We start from the raw sequence: 20261 nt of genomic DNA on the forward strand, positions 1-20261 counted from the left end.
ACGATGGTTTACTCACGGACAGAACAAAGAGTAACGGCCTATGAAACAGGTGATTGCGTACTACCGTGTTTCCACGCAACGACAGGGCAGGAGCGGGCTGGGGCTGGAAGCACAGCAAAACGCGGTCCTGAATTACTGCAAACTCAGCGGCTATGAGGTCATCCGTGAGGTCACAGAGGTCAAATCAACCCGTAAAGACAGAATTGGATTATTACAGGCCCTCGACCTGTGTCGGCAAATGAAAGCTATATTGATGGTTGCCCGGCTTGACCGATTGGGCCGGGATGTTGAACAGATCGCAGGCATTGTTAAATCCAAAGTGGAAATCATTGTCACCGATAACCCGCACGCCAATCGTTTCACCATTCATATTCTGGCGGCAGTGGCGGAAGATAATCGCCGACGGATCAGTGAAACGACCAAAGACGCGCTGGGAGCGGCCAAAAGACGAGGGGTGATCCTGGGCAAAAACGGCACCGCGCTTTCCATCGCCAATAAAAAAGCAGCCGAAGATTTTGCCCAACAATTGTCTCCGACGCTCAAAAGACTGAAAACGAGGGGGATCATCTCGGTACGTGCCGTTTGCAGGGAACTCAATAAACGGCAAATTCCGACCTTTCGCGGGGACGGGCGATGGCATCCCAGTACGGTTAATGTCCTGATGAACCGACTGAAACAAACGATCATTTCACCATAATTTTAATAACGATGAATTACTCAACTGAAAATGAAATCCTGTTTGATGATTTTACCCTGCTGGAAAACAGGCTTGGACAAGGTGCTTTGAAAGTAACATCTGTCAACGCCAATTGTGACTGTGCAAACGATCCTGCCCGCTCAACCTACGAATATGTTGATCCCTATAAAGTCACCGAATCTGCTCCTGCGGCTGCTTGATGCAGAGCATTTCTATGCCGTCAACTGCTCCTTTCCGAATTCACTGCGAATTCTGAACCGGGTGCAGTACCATATTCTCACGGCCATTGACGGCAAGACTACTATGGCAGAGCTCGGCATAAAACTTGCCGTTCCGGCCGGCAGCTTGGAAAATTTCTTAGGAATGCTGTCACAAACCGAAATCATTCGGTTTGATGATGATTTCAGCAAACCTGAGAAACCCGCCGCGCCGGAATCACTGAATTTTTGGATTCACACCACCAACAAGTGCAATCTGAGTTGCAGCTACTGTTATATTTCCACGCTGAATTCCACAGGCGGAATGTCGGAAGCGACAAAACGGCAGTTACTGCACAAGCTGGCCGAAACCGTTACCAAGCGAAATATCCGTAAAATAAAATTCAGACTGGCAGGGGGCGAACCGTTAAGTCAATTCAAGTCTTGGAAAGAATTCATTCCGGAAACAAAGCGAACGTTACAGAAATTAGGCTGTGAACTGGAAATTGCATTTATTACGAACCTGACGATTTTAACGGACGAGATTATCACGTTTTCAAAAGAGCACACTATCAGTTTCGGGGTTTCACTGGACGGGTTGGAATCGTACCATGACAGGGTTCGCACATTCAGAACCGGGGCAGGCACGTTCGACGTGATTGATGCCAATCTCAGAAAATTATTGGCTCATGCTATTCCGGTTTCCACCAATACAGTAGTAACCAACGGTAATTTGGAAGGGTTGCCCGAATTGACCCGTTACCTGATTGATCTGGATATTCCGTTCCGATACTCCATCGTCAGGGGTGAAGACATTGATGCGAACCTGTTGGAGCGATGCCTTTCGGAATCCTGTGCGGTTATGGAAGAGGCGATTCAAGCCGGCTGGCAGTTTTCCCGCCGGCATCAATTCTGTGATCTCAAAACCAATGAGCCGGGTTTTCAGACCTGCGCTTCGGGATTTTCGGGCGGGGCCATTTATGTCGACGGGACATTGAATTACTGCCATGTTCATTTTGGTGACACCGCTCAACCCTCATTCTCTGTTTTTGAAGAGGGTATGGACCTGGTCGATATGATCGAGCGGGGCACTCACCTCGAAGATATGAAGTCTGCGGATTGTGCTTTATGCCAATATAAGTCCGTTTGCACGAGTGGCTGTCCCGTCTACCGGGTGAAAGGAAAGGACCCTCAATGCAGTATTTACCACACGTTTATTCCACGGATCTATGAACTTCAGGCCAAAGAACGGTTGAAATTATTGCGGGATTACGGAATGATGTAACCATCGAAACACTTTCTGAACGGCAGGTACTCCTTGTTGTCAATCATCATTTCTACCTTAGCGTTACTGGCCACCTTTTATCAGTTGTATCTGCAACGGGTTCATAATGAAAAATCGCTTAAGCCCTTAGGTCAAATTGACGTAGTGGATCACCGGAGCCGGATATACATTTATATACGGAATAACGGTATGGGCCCGATGATCATTGATCGACTGACATTTACCAAAGCAGAACAACAGTATACGAACCTCGAAGATTGCCTGGAATTGGATCGAAGATCCTATATGTCCATATCGACGGGCGATAAATTAAAAAGAGTTGTTTTACCCAATGCCCATTTGATTGTTTTTGAAACTCAGTTTGAAGACCATGAGGATGAAGCCGAAAAAGATACGGTACGAAAACAGCTTGCGCCAATATCATTGAAAGCTGAATGTCGGGACATCTATGATAACAAAATCATCTTTGAGAGAACACTTGAATGGTTTTCGGGACAAATTCAGAATGAGTAAGTCATTTGCCCGAAACCTGTTTGCCATTATTTCATTCCTGCGGTTACACAAATAAACTGATCATCTTCAGTATGAAGTAATCGGCAGCGGTACAATTAAAATCGGGCATTTCAGTCAGCCATGCGGTAGACAGTTATTGAATGTGCGGCCTGATTAAAACAGAGAGCGGCGTTTTCAACTGAATCAAGTTGATGGATGCGGTAAAGCCAAAAGCCTGTTTGCGTCTTTATTCCGGCAACCTGAAATGCTTCATGGTGTTATCTGAATATTCAATCTATATTTTATTGATGGATGAATAAAGTTGTAAATTTTGTATTTTGCACTCATGATCACAAAATACAAACCATCGGATTACGAAGTGCTACGCCGTCGCTGTTTCGAATTGAAGCAAGTAGGCTGGAAGCAGAAAGATATTGCTTTTGCTTTGGGATTGACTGCGGGATGGGTCAGCCAAACTTTAAAAAAGCACCGAGAGAAGGGGTTAGATGGTCTTTTGGCTCGCAAACCTACCGGCTCTCCCCCTAAACTGAGCCCAGAACAACTCTCTCAATTAGCCACAGAGTTAAACTTAGGTGCAGTAAACCACGGTTTCCCCAACCATATTTGGACACGTGCCCGCGTTAATGAAGTGATTGTTAAAAAATTTGGTGTCAGCTACGACCTAACCCAAGTAGGGCGGCTGTTGAAGAAGCTTGGATGGAGTTTGCAGAAGCCTGTCAAAAAGGCCCGACAGCAGAATGAAGCCAAAGTCAAGCAGTGGCGGGAAGAAACAATTTTAGAATTAAAAAAAAGCCACAAGTGAGAATCGAGTCATTGTATATATCGACGAATCAGGCTTTTACCTTCTTCCTCTGGTGAGTCGTACATGGGCACCAAAAGGACAAACGCCTGTCATTGCAGAGAAAGCGGGGAAAGAACACTTGAGTCTTATTGCCGCAGTGACCCCTAACGGCAGACTATACATCAGTGGACAGGACAAGGCATATGACAGTGAGGGAGTAATTAACTTTTTAGAGTACTTGTGTCGCAGATATCGCAGCAAGAACCTGCTTGTGATTTGGGATGGGGCTACCATCCACCGCAGTCTGGCCATCAAAAACTTCCTGGCATATAAAAAAGGAAGAGTGCATCTTGTCACACTGCCGGGCTATAGCCCGGAGTTGAATCCGGTTGAGTTGCTGTGGAGTCAGTTGAAAAGGGATTTCAAGAATAGGGTCTTTGTTAGCTTGAAAGATTTGGCTGAAGTGTTAACAGAAAAAATCGAGGAAATTAGAAAAAATACAACATTGCTTATCTCATTTTTCCGCAAGAAGGAGATCGCTTACTTTACAGACTAATTCACCTATCAATAAGGCTGAGTAAGAGTTACTGATATCGGTTAGGGGTGTCGACGGTAACTTATATATTGGAAAAACACGGCACGTTTTATTATCTTAATTAATATATCAATGTTGCTCTCTTTTTTACTGATTTAGATCAATCTCCTAATAGTAATACTATGTACTTTATTATAATAAAGTATATATTGAGTAATTAAAATATTTGAGGGTAAACATGTTCCATTCAATATCAAAGCGGCTTATTGAATATAGAGATGGTAAATTTAAAAAATGCCTTGCGGGATATAAGATTAATTCCAGTAAATGTCAAATTGATAAATTGCATAGTGAAGTAGTTGCGGCGGCAAAGAGATTTGAATCTCAAGGGCAAGACGACTTGGCGAATGAACTTTTTTTTATATCATTTTTTGTTAAAGGACAAAAAGAACCGGATGAAGCATCATATAATTTATGGGTAAATAACTTCTCGAAATTAATATTTAATGCAGCAAAAAGATATTCCATACCTATACCATATTGGAAAAATAAAGTACCCAAAATAGCTTTTGTCGGACTTGGAGATGACCCTTCTGCTTATGAACATATATATTTTATCTGTAAACATTTAAATGAGGGTGAAAATTATCAACCTCATCTTTTTCTTTTTAGCCCAAACGATAACCTGAACTCTGTTAAAGCACGTTTTAATGAAATTGGCACTCCTGTAATTATTGTTAATTTTAATGAATCCGCTATACCAAGATCTTGTACACAAATGCGTGATGCTCTTCATAAAGAACAAATTGATATTGCAGTATGGGTTCATTTGCCGAGCTTAATGTTTTTTCTTTTTGGGATGAAGATTGCTGCGACTCAAGTATTTATTTCACAATACCTTCACCCTGACATAGCAAAATTTAAAATTGACGGTTTAATTACCTATGGGACTATTGCAGAAAAATCAAGTATATTTTTGCAAGATCGCTGGAGAGTTATACCATCTGCAATTAAAATTATTCCGGGCAACAATCCGGAAATAAATATAAAACGTAAAAGGTATGCTGATGACAATACAATCATTCTTGCAACCTTTGGTAGAATAGAAAAAATCAGACAGGAAACTTTTCTAAAATGTGTTGCGAAAATTTTGCAACAATCAAAAAATACAGTGTATTTATATACCGGATATGAAGATGATATAAAAATAGCGAATTTTTTCCAACGCAAAGGTTTGTTAAATCGGGTAAAGTTTGTTGGATGGGTAGATATAGATGTTTTCGCTCAGATGATTGATATAGTATTAGACAGTTTTCCTCTTGCTACGGGTCTTACAGCAATAAAAGCATCTTTCTACGGGAAGCCCATATTGTCTATGGGGAACAATTATTCTTATATGGGAAGAGATATAAAGCCTATATTAGAAAAATCCGGTTTTTCAGGTTTTGCCCAAGCTGAATCCGTGTACAATAAAATAAGAGAGGCAGCATTTGAATTGCCTTTTACTCCGTATGCGCAAAATAATTCAGATTACATTCTTAAAGCTGAAAAGTTGGTCCAATGTGAAAAATCAAAAATTCAACTTGCCTCGTTTCAGGCTTTATGCCTTGAACATCTTTACTTCAATACTTCTTTAATGAGTGAAGTTTTCATTGAGCAAATTAAAGATATCAGAAAAACCATTATATAATGCGGGGGTAGATGATAATTATTAAGATAATTGCCTTGCAATTTATATAAAATATTTCATAATAAAAGAGTTAATTATGATGAGCGGGGAGTGAATGTCTATTCGGAAAGGAATTATTCTGGCAGGGGGAAGCGGAAGCCGATTACGTCCGCTGACAGATTTTTTTTGTAAGCAATTACTGCCTGTTTATGATAAGCCGATGATTTATTATCCGCTTAGTACATTGATGCTTTTAGGTATTAAAGATATTTTGATTATCAGCACGCCGAAAGATACGCCGATTCTTGAAGCTGCAATTGGATCCGGTGCCCATTTAGGTATCAACATTACCTACGCTGTTCAGGAACAGCCACGCGGTTTGGCTGATGCTTTTATTATTGCCGAAGATTTTATCGGTAACGATGCCGTCTGTCTCATGCTTGGTGATAACATTCTGCATATGGCAAGTATAGGGTGTGAATTTGCAGATTGCAGGAATCTGATAAAGGGTGCATATATTATCGGTATTCCATCCACGGAACCCCACCGTTTCGGGGTCATTGAGTATGATGAACATAAAAGGGTCATTTCCTTAGAGGAAAAGCCATTAAATCCTAAATCCGATATGGTATCTATCGGACTCTATTTTTATGATCGTACAGTTGTCCAAAAAGCAAAAAATCTTAAGCCGTCTGATCGGGGGGAGCTTGAGATTACAGAAATTAACAATATGTATCTTAAGGAAGGCAACCTGCGTTGTAAGTTTTTGTCACGTGGTTCGACATGGATGGATGCCGGTGTTTTTGATTCAATTGTAGATGCAGGGGTTTATATGAGTATTGTCGAAGAGCACCTGGGACTGAAAATTGGCTGTATCGAAGAAGTAGCATATATGATGGATAATATTACACTTGACGAATTATGTATCTTATCTGAAAAATATTGTAATAGCACCTATGGTGATTACTTGAAAACGTTATGCACCAAACCATTTCTCAGGAAATAATATGGGGAAATAATTTTTAATTTACATAGAATACTATTTATAAAATTATCTATTTAATGATTTGGCAAATATCGCTATACATTTACTCACAATACTACTTAACAATGTAGTATTTTATACTGATGAATTGTGAGATAAATAATATGGCTAAGATTTTATTCTCTGCTTTTTCAAACGTTACATGGACACCCGAAAAGCATCTTGACTCTTTTGTTGAAGGTTTTATACGATCTCTTGCTCGCAGCGGTAACGAGGTGTTGAACATTCGTACTAATGACTTCGTTAAGCATCCGATTACATCCAAACTTATACCTTTTATTGATAAGGCTGAATTACAAAAAAAGATTAAAGACTTTAATCCCGATCTGATTATTACTTTTAATAATTCATTCCCTTTTGAAGAGGTAGTATCGGAAACGAATTGCCCCATTGCGCTCTATGTAGCAGATGGTCCGGATTTTTTCGCATTTAAAGATCTGATTTCAAAATATGCTGACAGATATCATTTTTTTAAAATGAACGAAAATATATATAATACATTATTGCGTTCCTTCCCCAATATTAACCCTGATCGATTTTTTGATTTCGGTTATGCAACGGATTTTAATGCAAGAGAAGTTGAGCAGAATATTAATATTTCCTTTCTTGGTTCAATACCAAATTACACACATCAGTTAGTGCACTATTTTCAAAGAAAGAAATCCAATGCCCTTAAAGATGATTTTTTTAAAGAATTTAATAACTTTAAAAACGATGTATTCTCAAAAATAAATGTTGACCTTCCTGATTTTCACGATCATATGCGAATTGAAACACTGGCCGTCTTTTTGATTACTACTAAAGATCGTTTTTTTACACTCTCAGCCCTGTCTGATTTAGGTTTGGTAATAAAAGGATATGAAACAATTTGTGAAGCAGGGATGTATAACTACGAATTATTAAATTCCTATGTATTTGATTTGTGTGTATCAATCGATCAATCAGAGAATTTTTATAATCAAAGTAAGATATCAATGAATTTGCCGAATGCACGTGCTACTGATGGATTCAGTTGGAGAGTTCCTGATATCTTAAGTTCCAATTCTGTCTTGTTATCTCCACGGACAAACGAACTAAAGAAACTGATGGAGGGATATATTGATTTGCCGATGTATGAATCTCCTTCTGAAGCAAGAGAAATTGCACAAAAACTTTTAAAAGATCCCGTATGGAGAAAAGACATTTCATTGGCTTCACAACAAATGATCAGGGATAAATGTAAATTTGAAGATAAATTTAAAGTTATGGAAGATCATTTCAATATCAATTTGACACGAAATACAACAGCTGCTGAAGTCAAAGAACTGCCGGTAGTTAATATTGCCGGTTTGAAATATGATTCAATTTCTAAACTTCGTAAATATATCGCACCTTATTTATCACCTGAACTTAAGATGTTAATAAAACGCTTTATTCACTGATGACAATATTATTGTTAAGAGAAAGATATTTTTAAATATGCTCTTTTAAAGCAATAAATTTATGATATAAATTGTATTTTCTGAGTAATGCCGGAAATTATTGTCACACAAGTTGTAGGGGAAGATATAATGTCAATAGAAAATGATGAGAATTATAGTTCTTATTATAAGAAGCAGGATATAGTTAAGGTTTACCCAAACGAATTTGCAATCAGAAGTTTTCTTGGATCCTATCCTAACCACAAAATAAACAAAGCAGATCTGATAGGTAAAAATATTTTAGATCTTGGATTTGGAGATGGCAGAAACATTCCACTTTTAGCAGATCTGGGTCTTAAAATTCACGGAATTGAAGTCACTCAAGAAATTTGTGACTATATTACTGAGCGTATGGCTGACAATGGCATTGTGATGGAAGCGCGGGTTGGCCGAAACTCTACAATCCCTTATCCTGATGCTTATTTTGACAATATCCTTGCATGCAGCGCTTGTTATTATATTGATCCCGGTCAAAATTATAGTGATAATCTAACCGAGATTGCCCGTGTAATGAAATCAGGCGGTTTATTCATTCATTCCGTTCCAATGAGTTCAACTTTTATTTTAGAAAATGCGAAAGATTTGGGTAATGGACATATGGAAGTTACCCGGGATCCATACGGTGTTAGAGTTGGGCAGGTTCTTAAAAAATTTGATAGTGTTGAAGAAATTGAGAAAGAACTGGCACCATGGTTTACAGATATAACGGTGGGCAGTTGTCGTGATGATTATTGGGGAAGTAAAGTACATCTTTGGCTTATAGTTTGCCGTCGAAAATAAATTAAAATCATTGAAACGAGTCCCTGTAGGGCTCGCTTCAATGATAAAAGAACAAATTTGATTCAATTGCCGTTATCTCCGTGAATTCAGGAGCAATTCGTTACACTATTTTTTCAGCAGAAAAAATTTCAGATTCATCATATCTATTTGAAAGAAGGGAATCAAAGGCGATTCTCAGATCAATTAAATGTGGTTTCTTATCTTCTAAAATAGTTTTAAGCAAAGGAATTTGTTCTTCATTTTCTATTCTAAAATACCCAAGATTATAAGTAGCTGCAAGCTTTTCCAAATCAACACAGACAAAGTCCTCTGTAGATGAACCGTAATAAATTTCATTATAGTAACGTTTTTGAACTTCTCTCATCATGCCTAAAGAGTTATTATTAAATACTATACATTTTATAGGAAGCTGCCGTTGGCCTACAAGCATAAGTTCCTGTAGGTTCATTTGCAGTCCGCCATCTCCTGTAAACGCTATTATTTGCGAATCAGGGCAGGCGAACGTAGCAGCAATGGAAGCCGGTAAAGAGTAGCCCATACTTCCCAATCCGCTGGAGTTAAGAAGTCTTTGCTTTCCTTTTTTACGAAAGGCTTGTGTAACCCACATTTGATTTTGTCCAACGTCATTTGTAATTACTGTATCATTATTAAAAATAGCAGAAAGTAACTTTACAGCACGTACAGGGTCGAGTCCTTCTTTACTCATATGTGTTGTAGCACAATATTTATCTTCCCAATTTTGAATTTGCACATGCCAGGCACTAAAATCAGGAAGTTGTACATCCTTTATCTTAATATTGATTTGATCCAGAAATGGTTTAATCGCTGATTGAACACTAATATCTTCAGACATAACTCTATTGAGTTCGCTGTTGTCGATATCCACATGAATTACTTTTGCATTTGTATAGGCTTCAGGTTTTTTTCCAACCTGTCGCTGGCCAAGGCGAGCACCTAATACAATTAATAAATCTGCATTTTGTACGGCTAAATTTGAAAAGGTATTTCCGTGCAAGCCGGAAAAGCTGTAGGAATTAGAAACCGCATCTATACCATTTAAAGTGGTTACTACCGGTATATTGGTAATGGTAACAAAATATTCAAGCGCTTCTACTGCCTGCCCAAGTTGAATTCCTCCACCGGCCAATACAATTGGTCTTTTTGCATTTTGGATAGATTGGATAATATCGGGGATAGCTTTATAATCAAATGAAGGCGGCGGGGGATAAGAGAACCCTATTAATTCGTCAGGGGCAATTTCCTGAAATTGTAAATCAATAGGAATGTCAAGCAAAACGGCACCCGGGCGGCCATTACAGGCAAAATAAAAGGCTTTTTCCAGCTCTTCCCGTATAAGATTTTTATCATATACAGTAGCAGCATATTTTGTAATTGGCTTAACAATAGTTACAATATCAAGATCCTGAAAACCATTTTGTCTGCTTCCGTTTTGTCTCAGAGTATTCGCAGCATAATCCTGCCCGGTAATAAAAAGAGTAGGTACAGAATCTAAATGTGCATTTGCTATCCCTGTAACCAGATTGGTCGCTCCCGGACCGGATGTTGCTATTGCAACCCCAATGTTACCGGTTAAACGCCCGTATGCATCCGCACAAAATGCCGATGCTTGCTCATGATAATTTTGAATATAAGAAATTTTACCCGTATCAATAAAAGAGTGTATTAGTTTTAATATTGCTCCTCCCGTATAGCCAAAAACATGTTGAACATTTTTTTTTACTAAAAAATTAGCAATATAATCTGAAACTAACATTCATAATCCTGGGAATATTACTTGTGGGTAGATGTAAGAATTTTACAGCCAGTTGTCTGTTCTGACAACAGATACGTTACTATTTATTATTCGCTGCCGGATATGAAAACCCGTATCGAGTCGACCGGTAAAAAGGACCGAATTCAGGCATTGAGAATTAGTATCAGCAAAACAGTGACTTAATTTAACCAATATTAATATGTTATAAAACATGGATTTATTTCATAAAACCGCTTCCGTCCGCCCCCTTCCAAACCCTTTGAAAACAAAGCCTTTTTTTGCTATACTCAATGCGTCACTTGGGGAGGACACTATGAATACAATTCAAAAAGCCGGCTTTTATGCCTTCAGTGCTTTAACGATGCTTGCACAGGGGTGCGGCAAAAACAGCGACCCTACGCCTGTCGGGCCCATTGAACCGACAAAAACCGTTGATGCCGCCGTAGTTTTCAACGTAGGTCAAAACGATAAACTGAAAGTATTCGGAGCCTATGACGCGGCTACCAATACCATCATGAACGATTTTGATCTGCAGTTTAATACGCCTTCGGGAAGCATTATCACCGGGCTGGATCTGAATGAGCCCTATAAGCTTGTCGTGCCGGATAATCTGCAAATTGCGCCGGAATCGCCTGCCAATGCGGCATCCCCTAACTTTGCTGCCAAAGATCCCAACAAAGCTATTTTAACGGTAATTGCCAAAGACGGTTCATTCGGGACCATTGATGTGATGGATCCTGAAACAAAGAAGCTGGTCAGACAGAATGTGGTGGCCATTACCGTAAAAACCGATGATAAGACGGGTATCGCTACCGAGGGAATGACTAAAGCCATTAAGACCTCCGGCGGATTCAATGGTTTGTTGGAAAGCGTCCGAAAAAATACGGGGACATTGTTGAATACCAAAGCCAGTGTAAGTGGCTTCAGTACCAATGCCACGTATGTACCTTATGCCGGGCAATGATCCTGCATTGAAATAAAAAGCGGCGTCAGCGATTTTATCTTACGAGATCGCACGGATTGCCAATAGAAACAGGAGTGCCGCCGATGGGGTTTTTGATCCAATCGGCCAATGCCCGAGAAGCGGAGCCCGCTTCGACCAGTTCATTGCCCGTCGTTCCGGCAATTCCCGCCGTGGCCCACAGGGAAGCAAACTCACCGCTGGAATAGACCCTGAGTTGACCGCCTTTGCCCACAAATGAGCTGATGGCATCACTGAGCAGGTCATAGGGTCGGTTATAGGCCTGACCCGATAAGGCCGGGCAACTTATCGTTGAAGTATAATTGTTGTTGCCATTGGTCAGCGCGTAACCGAACACCATCAGGCGCGGGGTTTTGGCCGCTGCCAGATCACAAATGGAACCTGTATCGGTAAACAGCGCCAGTGAGTTGCCGTTACTTACCCGATCCACTGTGATGGTGACATCGGGCGGCAAATTTTTGGTGACCGCGGCCAGATAACTTTCCAGCAAAAGCTCATAGTTGCCGCCGCTGATGGTAATATCCGTGGGTCCTTTGCTTGCATCCACCAAACAACGTCCTGAACAGGTTTTGGGCTGGTCATCCCCCAGTAATGGATGACAGGTTCCGGTGCCCGCTACACATTGCAGATTACGCAGGGTAAAGGTTCCTCCCAACAGGCTCGCCAGCGGGCGCGAGGAGGTTTGATCGACCACAATTCTAATTTCGGAAGACGATTCCACTTTACAGGGTTCTCCCGTGTTATCGCAGGCCACGACTTTATTATCCATCGAACTTGGATCGCGACGCTCCATGGCTGCGGCCAATTTTAAGGCCCATTCGGTGTTCGTATCGGCGGCATCCAGCTCCGCCCGCGTCGTATCGGGGACAATAAATCCTTTTTCATCGGCCATATCCTTGATTTCCTGCCGACTGTCATTGGTGGATATTGTACTTGTACTCCAATCTGCGGTCCCCGGGATCGCGGGACGCCAGTCGAGAGCGGCCGGTTTTACCATGGTCATACGGCGAACCACGGGCAATCGGCCTGCCGCATTGCCCACGGGACAGGCCACAGTTGTATTCACCGTTGTGGAACATTTCGCCCCTGCATAAGCGATATGATACAGTGTCTGGGATTGGCGGACGAGCTCTTCGCCTGATCCATTGTTGCGATATAAGTTACAACGCCGCACCTGATAACGCGCCGTGAGATCGCCTGTCCAGTTCCGGCCGCAGTCTTGGGATGCACCACCACCAACCACATTGCCCGCCCCATCAAGTTGCAACGGCCGCTGTGGATTGACTACATAGTAAGGCGTTTGCGCCGAACTTTGCTCACAGCGGTAATAGGTGCCCTTGGGCACCTCCGGATTGGTCACCGGCGCTGCCGTGCAATCCCCGCCCGAACCACGGCACTTAAAATCATAAAAGCCGTTGGGGTTATTATCCTCGAGCAACACCCGCATATTCTTCGCCTGCATCGCCAGCGGGCTGTCTGCCGGTTTGGCGAGCACATCCGTCGGATCACGGCAGAACGCAGTGATCTCATCCGCTGTGGCCGGACCATCGGCGGCCGTATCGCAGTCCCAGGTTTTATTGATGCGGGCTTTTTTGTTCGGGGTCTTATCGCCGCCGATCAGGATCTCGCCCTCTTCATGCTCCTCGGAGAGCGGATCATACTGCAACTGGCATTTCTGCTCGCGCTTGATCACCCCGTCAAAGCCGCTGGGGCACGGTATGGTTATATAGCGCGCCACCGTCGGCCAGGTCACCTCCTTGCGGTCAGGCAAGGCCGTATCGTTATAGTCAAAGCCCGCTGCAAAGATCGGTGAGCCGGGCAGAATATCAGCATCGACACTGTTGCAGTCAGCGACAGTCTGGGTGAGCACGGGCAGTTCGGTAACACCATTGGTAGTGCGAATGCCTACATTCTCGCCGCCAAAGCGCAACGCCATCGCCCGCATCATGCTCCCTCCAATCACCGCCAGGGGCGGCAGGCCGCGCGGCTGGCGGTTAAAGTAAGCCAGCGTACCAAAGGCACCACAGGGTTTAACTACCACACCGACGGGATGCACCGGCTTGGGACGCCTATCTTCGGGAATGGTTGGCAGGGTGGTTAAAGCGGTATCGCCTAAGGGTGATTTACGCACCGTTGCAAAGGCCATGTTATAGGCGGTTTGATTCTGGGCGGCCTGGACCAGGCTCATCCCCGCATTCTCCACCGCCGCACGCTGGTTGATCGCATTGTACCGCGCTGCCACGTCCCCTTCGCCCGGTAAACAGGCCGTTATCGCCGGCACTGCCAACAGGCAAAGCAGGGTGTAGAGACAGGTCTTTGTCAGGGATGATCTTGGAGGCATTTCTCCTTCAAAATAGCCCGGAAAAATGGCTGATTTATTAATGGCTTACCGTTTTATCAGATTCCGGGTGCCGGTTACATCAATTTGCCATTGGCATGCAGTTCCCTTTGAAAAATAATGTCGTTGCTATGAAAATTTGCATGAATATAAATGGCTTTTGCTTCATTCAGGAGTGACAAATGCCGTTTTTTATAAATGAAGCAACCCTTAAGCCGGGCGACTTAAAACCGCCTGCACAATAGGGGTATTGAAGAGAAGAACCGGCGGAATGATCCAGGTTCGTGGTTCAGCATCTGAACTTGTCGGCAGGAGTGGGAACCCTGCCAAAGCTTTTCCAAGAGTTTACGGTTATGTTTCAACTAAGGCTGATTTTATACCTAATGAACGAAAGTGAAGTTGATGAACTTTTTTCGGCTGCTTTATTACTCCCTATCCCTGTCTTTCCTACTGTCCAATGAGTCTTTCGAGGGAGTGACCTGATGATTCCTCATAGAATCATAGTTCAATTTCTGTGTAAAACGCGTCGAAGCACTCCTTTTCCCTTCCGTCGCATTATCCTTTGAGTATACGTTTTCTGTTTTAGAGGGGTAGTGCCCGGAGATTTCTTTTGGTTGTGGCTCATAGGAGACTGAAATAGCCGAATAAATAATGTTTCGCAGATCATGCGCTTTTTCACGATCAGGACAGGTCGCTTTAATTTGCTTTTCCAAAGACGACAGAACAGAGCTCCGAAAGGTTGATTTCGCTTTTTCCAACGAAGTAAATACCCTCCCAACGACAGCGGATTGGCGGGTGTTTCTCAAAGGAGGCTCCCCAATGGAAAAACGGGCGATCTCCTGATCTGTCTTTTGGAGGATGTGGCGGGCTGTATGCGCGGTATCGGTAAGGTATTCGTAGGAACCCGATGCTTTCGGTTGGTTTTCTTTCAAATGTGTTTTGTTGGAATTCTCTGTGGCAGGGAAATAATGCAGCGATTGTGTAAATCGTTTAGACATATGATAGTGATCTCTTACTCGATCCGAGGGGTGGTGTTCGGGTATACCGGAAGCGGAGTTACTCAAATCCTCGTGTGGTTTGTCATCAATTGTGGTTTGGGTTTTCTCTTCCGGCTTGTGAGCCGGCATTTCCATGTACAGGCTTCCTATGTCGAAACTGGCACTGTGCCGTATCCAGCGGGCCATTTGCCGGTCAGGACAGACTCGCTTAATTTCCCTTTCTATGGCGGAGGCGGTGCTTCGGTAAAAGGCGTACTTCGCCTCCTGTAAGGAGTCAAACGTAAAATTTAACCGAGTTTGAGTAACCCGATCGAAGGGAATCCCCGGCTCAGGAAGATGACTTTCTGCATAACGGGTCGCTTCCTCATCCATGTGTTTGATAATATCACGGGTGGTCCGGGCCCATGTCCCAATGTATTCATAGCCATCGGGGTAGCTTTTGTCGAACTTGAAGGAATCTTTCATGCTCAAGGAACGAACTGAGTGTAAAGACAAAACAGATGAAAAAAACCATTACGTTTTTTCAGGGAAAAATAGGAAAAATCATTGAATAATACAGTAGCTGTACGGGTTAGGCGGCAGACTGTATCTTTTCTTACTGCCCACTTATTCACTCCATTTAAATAGAGCTGAAACACTTTGGAGGCAATTAAAGATCGGGTGGCTAAATCCAATTGATTATTTTAACGAAGAAACATTAGCCTTTGCAGTTAATAGATGTGATGTTTAGCCAATGTCGGAAATCATCTCAATATTAATTTTATACCCTTTAATGCAAAGTAATTTATCAGTGCTACTTACTTATAAAACACCTATATTATAAGAAGCAATAACCTTACGTGGCCTATATATGCATAGCCATGAATTCAATATCATTTTCCTTAATTTCTGAAGCTAACTTTACTGATAGATTGTGTTTTAAGATTGCAAGATCAAATAGAAATTCAGGAGGGCCAGCTTCCTTTAATATAGCAGGCAATAGAAAAAATGCATTGAAATGGTGATAAGATTCCAAAAACCTTTCCAGGTTTATATCATTTTTAGGTTCCATTAACATAGATTTTCTGCCCATAGTAACCAGCTGGATAGGCTTAAAAGTATCTTTGTGAGGGAACTTAGACGTTATCAAAACACGATAGTGATGTTTATTATGTTGTGGCATTTGACGTATGATAGATAATGATATCTCTTCATCTTTATCATGATTGCCGAAACGCTTTTTCCAACGCGTAAAAATTTTTCTCGCGGCATCAGCATTTTTGAATAAAAGAGCCATATAAGGAGGATGCATGGGATTAAATTGTGCATAACCTGCTCCTTTCCAATCAGCTCGATCCCAGGAATGAATATCAATAACTGAGCGAACACTTATTGCACGATGATCTTTTAATCTCGGTGGCATACCACCGGGATTGACTGTTATATTATCTATGTCATCTGACTTAATAGTAATAAATTCAATTTCAGGCCGTATAATACAGGGCTTATATGATTTTTTTATAACGCTCTGCCAGTCAGATATTTTAGAAACATTTTTAGATGTAACTCGGTGATAACTGTTCGACGCATGAGCTATCATCGTTATACGATTATATACTGCTTCGTCAGCATAAAGTTTCTCAAGTAATGCCTCTGTATTTTCAGTCATGCAACAAACAGTAAGAACGTGACCTGCAATAACCGTTAGGAAACTGGTAAAACGGCTTTGATCTTCATAATTAGTTGATGAAAGCATCCTTGGCCAGTAGATATAGCCATTCATTTCCATTGGATCAATTTCAACCGATGGCGCAGAAATTTGTTCATTCTCCATCAGCTGAAGAATTAGTCTTTCAGTATGAGGAGAAATTTTTTCAAGAGTGGTGGCGAAGAATGCTTCCAAAGAACCTAAAATGGCTTGTGCAAGAATAATAGATTGTTCACTGCCTTCAACCTCGATCTCAATGGTCATGCCAAGAATAGATGTTTCAAGTGAGTGAGGTTCTTCAATATTTAAGACGAATCGACCGCGTAAACTTTCTGCTATTGGCTGGCTTGCAAGCAGTGAAAATGTTCGGTTTATTTCTTCATCCGGTTCAGATTCAGGAAAACTACCGTCGGCACGAAGAATATCATTATATCCCATTATATAAAGTAAAGCGGATCTGGCACTGAATAGCCCTAATGCTTCAAGTACATCCGGTGCAGTTTCTAACTTCTGTATGTCATCTTCATCAGCATTCAAAAATAAACAGCCAAGGGCCAAGTCTAACTCACGAATGTCTTCTGATACCTTAGTTTTTGATTCTTCTGCTAATGGAAGTGTAGCCAAAATTCCGTTTAATAACTGAATAGCGAATAGAAGATCAGGAATGTGACGTAACTCCAGAGCCAACCAACCCCAAGTTTTCATTGTGGGAACAAAGCGAATTGGTAACTTACTCCTTTCATCGCCTTCCAAAGCAAGGGTCGCTGTCAGGAATGTACAACTTGCTCTTGCCGCCCATAATAGGCCGGCACTTCTATATGCGAACATCAGGAGTTGCAGAGCCTCAACAAGTTCATCTCTGTATTCTTTTTTGGCTAAACGTACAGTCGCTTTCCCCAATAAACGTATCATTTCCAAATTACTCTCAAAATCAAGCTTTTGAGCACGTTTAAGAAGTATTAAAGCTCCTTCCGCTTCACTTTTACGGCCGGATACAAAGTCCGCCATCTCTTCAATAAGCGTATTATAAGCAGGATCATTACCGGCAAAGTCTCCCGCAATCTCTACCATACCTATTAGTCGATCCACATTAAATTCGCCCAGGCCACCGGCTTTTTCGAAAATCTGAGAGAATCCTTTCCAAATATCAGATAAGCCGTCTCTTTTCTCATTCTGCATGGCTTGATTCATTTGGATAATAAGAAGAGAAGTTTGTGCTTCCAGACTATTATTAGGCCGATTTTTGTTAGAAATTATTTTTTCTAAAGCCAGTTTTAATCTCTCAATACGCTCATCAATTCTACATTCTTCACGAGACATATGTTCATGGAAAACGCAATTAAAGAACAACTGCAGTAGATTGCACAACAGTTCCAGATCAATAGCATCTTCAGACTTTAATACAAGATTTTCAAAAGAATCATAGTTGTTTTTCAGGAATTGAAAGTCATCAAACCACCAAAATGCTGTCCAGATATGTTCATATTTAGCTTTTAGTTTTTGCCTATCAGTGCCATCAGCTCCGGCCAATCGAATAGCACGAAGAAATCTGCCATCAGTTTCAAAACGAGGTCGTTCCAGATTTCTGGATAATTTTGCAGCAACAAGAGCTTCAGTAACGCGTTCCCGCTCCATCCCGCGAAATACATCCGGATCTTCAATGGATTTTTCTATATCGGCAAGTTGTTGAGTGCGTGAATAATCCGTTGGTCCTAACCTAAGCGGATCCGTTTTAGTTTCACCAATTCCCAGGTAATTAAAAGCAAGGTCTTTACGATCTTTCTCAATAACTTCCTGTACAATCCAAGACCTATCATGAATCGTTACCGGGATATCGTATTGTTTGGAAAGGTCGTCCTCAATGTCGGCGCGGTCTTTGTCTCTTGCAAATCTGCTGGTGACAAAAATTATTCGCTTATACCCTCGATTGGTTTCATAAATTTTTTTAACATCATCCCTGACCTTGGATTTCCAATCTTCCTGTGCGCTGATTGCGAAAGCCCATCTTTCATCAGATGATTTTTGATCACCAACATAAAATAGAATTGAAATCTTTTCACTAACAGGATACGTCTCGGTGTCTACTTTACTGTCTCCACCGCCATCCGGGCCGGTATGGGAGCGTAAATTAGGGCAAATGGTTCGCTCGCATAACTTACGACAAAATATCTCAAAATCATGCGTTTGGTTACGCTGCGTTATTGATTCTAAATAGTACTCTAATCTTAGGGCATCTAATATATATGAAACCCGGTCTTCAGTGTCAGAATAGTACTCAGGTCGGAGTTCTCTCATAAATTGAGAGGGTAAGACTTTTTCTAACGCAGAAGTGGGGGACTTTTTATTATTCGTCATAAGAACATTTATAGAACTGATAATTTGGATGTGCCAGCTAACCTATTAAATATACGGATAAATGACATGGTTAAACCTATCAAAATATAAATTTATTTATACGTTATAACTGCTTTATTATTGATAGGTGAATTAGTCTGTAAAGTAAGCGATCTCCTTCTTGCGGAAAAATGAGATAAGCAATGTTGTATTTTTTCTAATTTCTTCGATTTTTTCTGTTAACACTTCAGCCAAATCTTTCAAGCTAATAAAGACCCTATTCTTGAAATCCCTTTTCAACTGACTCCACAGCAACTCAACCGGATTCAACTCCGGGCTATAGCCCGGCAGTGTGACAAGATGCACTCTTCCTTTTTTATATGCCAGGAAGTTTTTGATGGCCAGACTGCGGTGGATGGTAGCCCCATCCCAAATCACCAGCAGGTTCTTGCTGCGATATCTGCGACACAAGTACTCTAAAAAGTTAATTACTCCCTCACTGTCATATGCCTTGTCCTGTCCACTGATGTATAGTCTGCCGTTAGGGGTCACTGCGGCAATAAGACTCAAGTGTTCTTTCCCCGCTTTCTCTGCAATGACAGGCGTTTGTCCTTTTGGTGCCCATGTACGACTCACCAGAGGGAGAAGGTAAAAGCCTGATTCGTCGATATATACAATGATTCGATTCTCACTTGTGGCTTTTTTTTAATTCTAAAATTGTTTCTTCCTGCCACTGCTTGACTTTGGCTTCATTCTGCTGTCGGGCCTTTTTGACAGGCTTCTGTAAACTCCATCCAAGCTTCTTCAACAGCCGCCCTACTTGGGTTAGGTCGTAGCTGACACCAAATTTTTTAAAAATCACTTCATTAACGCGGGCACGTGTCCAAATATGGTTGGGGAAACCGTGGTTTACTGCACCTAAGTTTAACTCTGTGGCTAATTGAGAGAGTTGTTCCGGGCTCAGTTTAGGGGGAGAGCCGGTAGGTTTGCGAGCCAAAAGACCATCTAACCCCTTCTCTCGGTACTTTTTTAAAGTTTGGCTGACCCATCCCGCAGTCAATCCCAAGGCAAAAGCAATATCTTTCTGCTTCCAGCCTACTTGCTTCAATTCGAAACAGCGACGGCGTAGCACTTCGTAATCCGATGGTTTGTATTTTGTGATCATGAGTGCAAAATACAAAATTTA

Annotated in this window: 17 protein-coding genes; 11 read left to right on the forward strand and 6 right to left on the reverse strand. The window is 41.7% G+C overall.

Translation table 11 applies throughout. The features are described 5' to 3' along the window. Positions 1-40: 40 nt before the first annotated feature. The 10 genes from DVG78_RS01805 (at position 41) to DVG78_RS01840 (ending at position 8962) form a co-directional block, all read left to right on the forward strand. On the forward strand, positions 41-697 hold the full coding sequence (locus DVG78_RS01805) for a recombinase family protein (RefSeq protein WP_114459351.1): 657 nt from the start codon (positions 41-43) through the stop codon (positions 695-697). An 11-nt stretch (positions 698-708) separates the two neighbouring features. Continuing rightward, positions 709-897, forward strand: coding sequence for a hypothetical protein (locus DVG78_RS29860; RefSeq protein WP_147276943.1), 189 nt, complete (start codon positions 709-711; stop codon positions 895-897). A gap of 163 nt (positions 898-1060) precedes the next feature. Then, positions 1061-2179: a radical SAM protein gene (locus tag DVG78_RS01810; protein ID WP_229598098.1), complete on the forward strand. Its 1119-nt coding sequence runs from the start codon at positions 1061-1063 to the stop codon at positions 2177-2179. Between the two features lie 198 nt (positions 2180-2377). Continuing rightward, positions 2378-2692, forward strand: coding sequence for a hypothetical protein (locus tag DVG78_RS01815; protein WP_229598099.1), 315 nt, complete (start codon positions 2378-2380; stop codon positions 2690-2692). Positions 2693-3002: 310 nt separating this feature from the next. After that, positions 3003-3494 (forward strand): winged helix-turn-helix domain-containing protein, encoded by a 492-nt coding sequence (locus DVG78_RS30280; RefSeq protein ID WP_229598100.1) that lies wholly within the window; start codon positions 3003-3005, stop codon positions 3492-3494. A 19-nt stretch (positions 3495-3513) separates the two neighbouring features. Beyond that, positions 3514-4029 (forward strand): IS630 family transposase, encoded by a 516-nt coding sequence (locus DVG78_RS30285; RefSeq protein ID WP_310589108.1) that lies wholly within the window; start codon positions 3514-3516, stop codon positions 4027-4029. 217 nt (positions 4030-4246) lie between these two features. Then, positions 4247-5698 (forward strand): glycosyltransferase family protein, encoded by a 1452-nt coding sequence (locus DVG78_RS01825; RefSeq protein ID WP_114459352.1) that lies wholly within the window; start codon positions 4247-4249, stop codon positions 5696-5698. A 94-nt stretch (positions 5699-5792) separates the two neighbouring features. Next, on the forward strand, positions 5793-6683 hold the full coding sequence (rfbA, locus tag DVG78_RS01830; protein ID WP_114459353.1) for a glucose-1-phosphate thymidylyltransferase RfbA: 891 nt from the start codon (positions 5793-5795) through the stop codon (positions 6681-6683). Between the two features lie 143 nt (positions 6684-6826). Continuing rightward, positions 6827-8143: a glycosyltransferase gene (locus DVG78_RS01835; RefSeq protein ID WP_147276945.1), complete on the forward strand. Its 1317-nt coding sequence runs from the start codon at positions 6827-6829 to the stop codon at positions 8141-8143. Positions 8144-8230: 87 nt separating this feature from the next. Continuing rightward, positions 8231-8962: a class I SAM-dependent methyltransferase gene (locus DVG78_RS01840; protein ID WP_114459355.1), complete on the forward strand. Its 732-nt coding sequence runs from the start codon at positions 8231-8233 to the stop codon at positions 8960-8962. A 100-nt stretch (positions 8963-9062) separates the two neighbouring features. Here DVG78_RS01840 and DVG78_RS01845 read toward each other — a convergent pair whose 3' ends face one another. Continuing rightward, positions 9063-10736, reverse strand: a complete 1674-nt coding sequence (locus tag DVG78_RS01845; protein ID WP_114459356.1) for a thiamine pyrophosphate-binding protein — start codon at positions 10734-10736, stop codon at positions 9063-9065. Positions 10737-11049: 313 nt separating this feature from the next. On the opposite strand from DVG78_RS01845, the gene DVG78_RS01850 reads away from it, so the two are divergent. Further along, positions 11050-11700: a hypothetical protein gene (locus DVG78_RS01850; RefSeq protein ID WP_147276947.1), complete on the forward strand. Its 651-nt coding sequence runs from the start codon at positions 11050-11052 to the stop codon at positions 11698-11700. A gap of 34 nt (positions 11701-11734) precedes the next feature. Here the strand turns inward: DVG78_RS01850 and DVG78_RS01855 are convergent, their stop codons facing one another. From DVG78_RS01855 to DVG78_RS30295, 5 genes are all read right to left on the reverse strand, one after another. Next, positions 11735-13864 carry a hypothetical protein gene (locus DVG78_RS01855; protein ID WP_147276949.1) on the reverse strand — a complete coding sequence of 710 codons (2130 nt, stop codon included), beginning with the start codon at positions 13862-13864 and terminating at the stop codon, positions 11735-11737. Positions 13865-14481: 617 nt separating this feature from the next. After that, positions 14482-15519 carry a hypothetical protein gene (locus tag DVG78_RS01860; RefSeq protein ID WP_114459359.1) on the reverse strand — a complete coding sequence of 346 codons (1038 nt, stop codon included), beginning with the start codon at positions 15517-15519 and terminating at the stop codon, positions 14482-14484. 379 nt (positions 15520-15898) lie between these two features. After that, positions 15899-19036: a hypothetical protein gene (locus DVG78_RS01865; protein WP_199563176.1), complete on the reverse strand. Its 3138-nt coding sequence runs from the start codon at positions 19034-19036 to the stop codon at positions 15899-15901. Between the two features lie 192 nt (positions 19037-19228). Beyond that, a complete protein-coding gene (locus DVG78_RS30290) occupies positions 19229-19756 on the reverse strand; it encodes an IS630 family transposase (RefSeq protein WP_310589109.1) in 528 nt (175 codons plus the stop codon). A 7-nt stretch (positions 19757-19763) separates the two neighbouring features. Beyond that, positions 19764-20255 carry a helix-turn-helix domain-containing protein gene (locus DVG78_RS30295; RefSeq protein WP_229598103.1) on the reverse strand — a complete coding sequence of 164 codons (492 nt, stop codon included), beginning with the start codon at positions 20253-20255 and terminating at the stop codon, positions 19764-19766. Positions 20256-20261: the final 6 nt, after the last annotated feature.

Origin of the sequence: Runella aurantiaca (genome assembly GCF_003339505.1) — a bacterium.
Lineage (GTDB): Bacteria > Bacteroidota > Bacteroidia > Cytophagales > Spirosomataceae > Runella > Runella aurantiaca.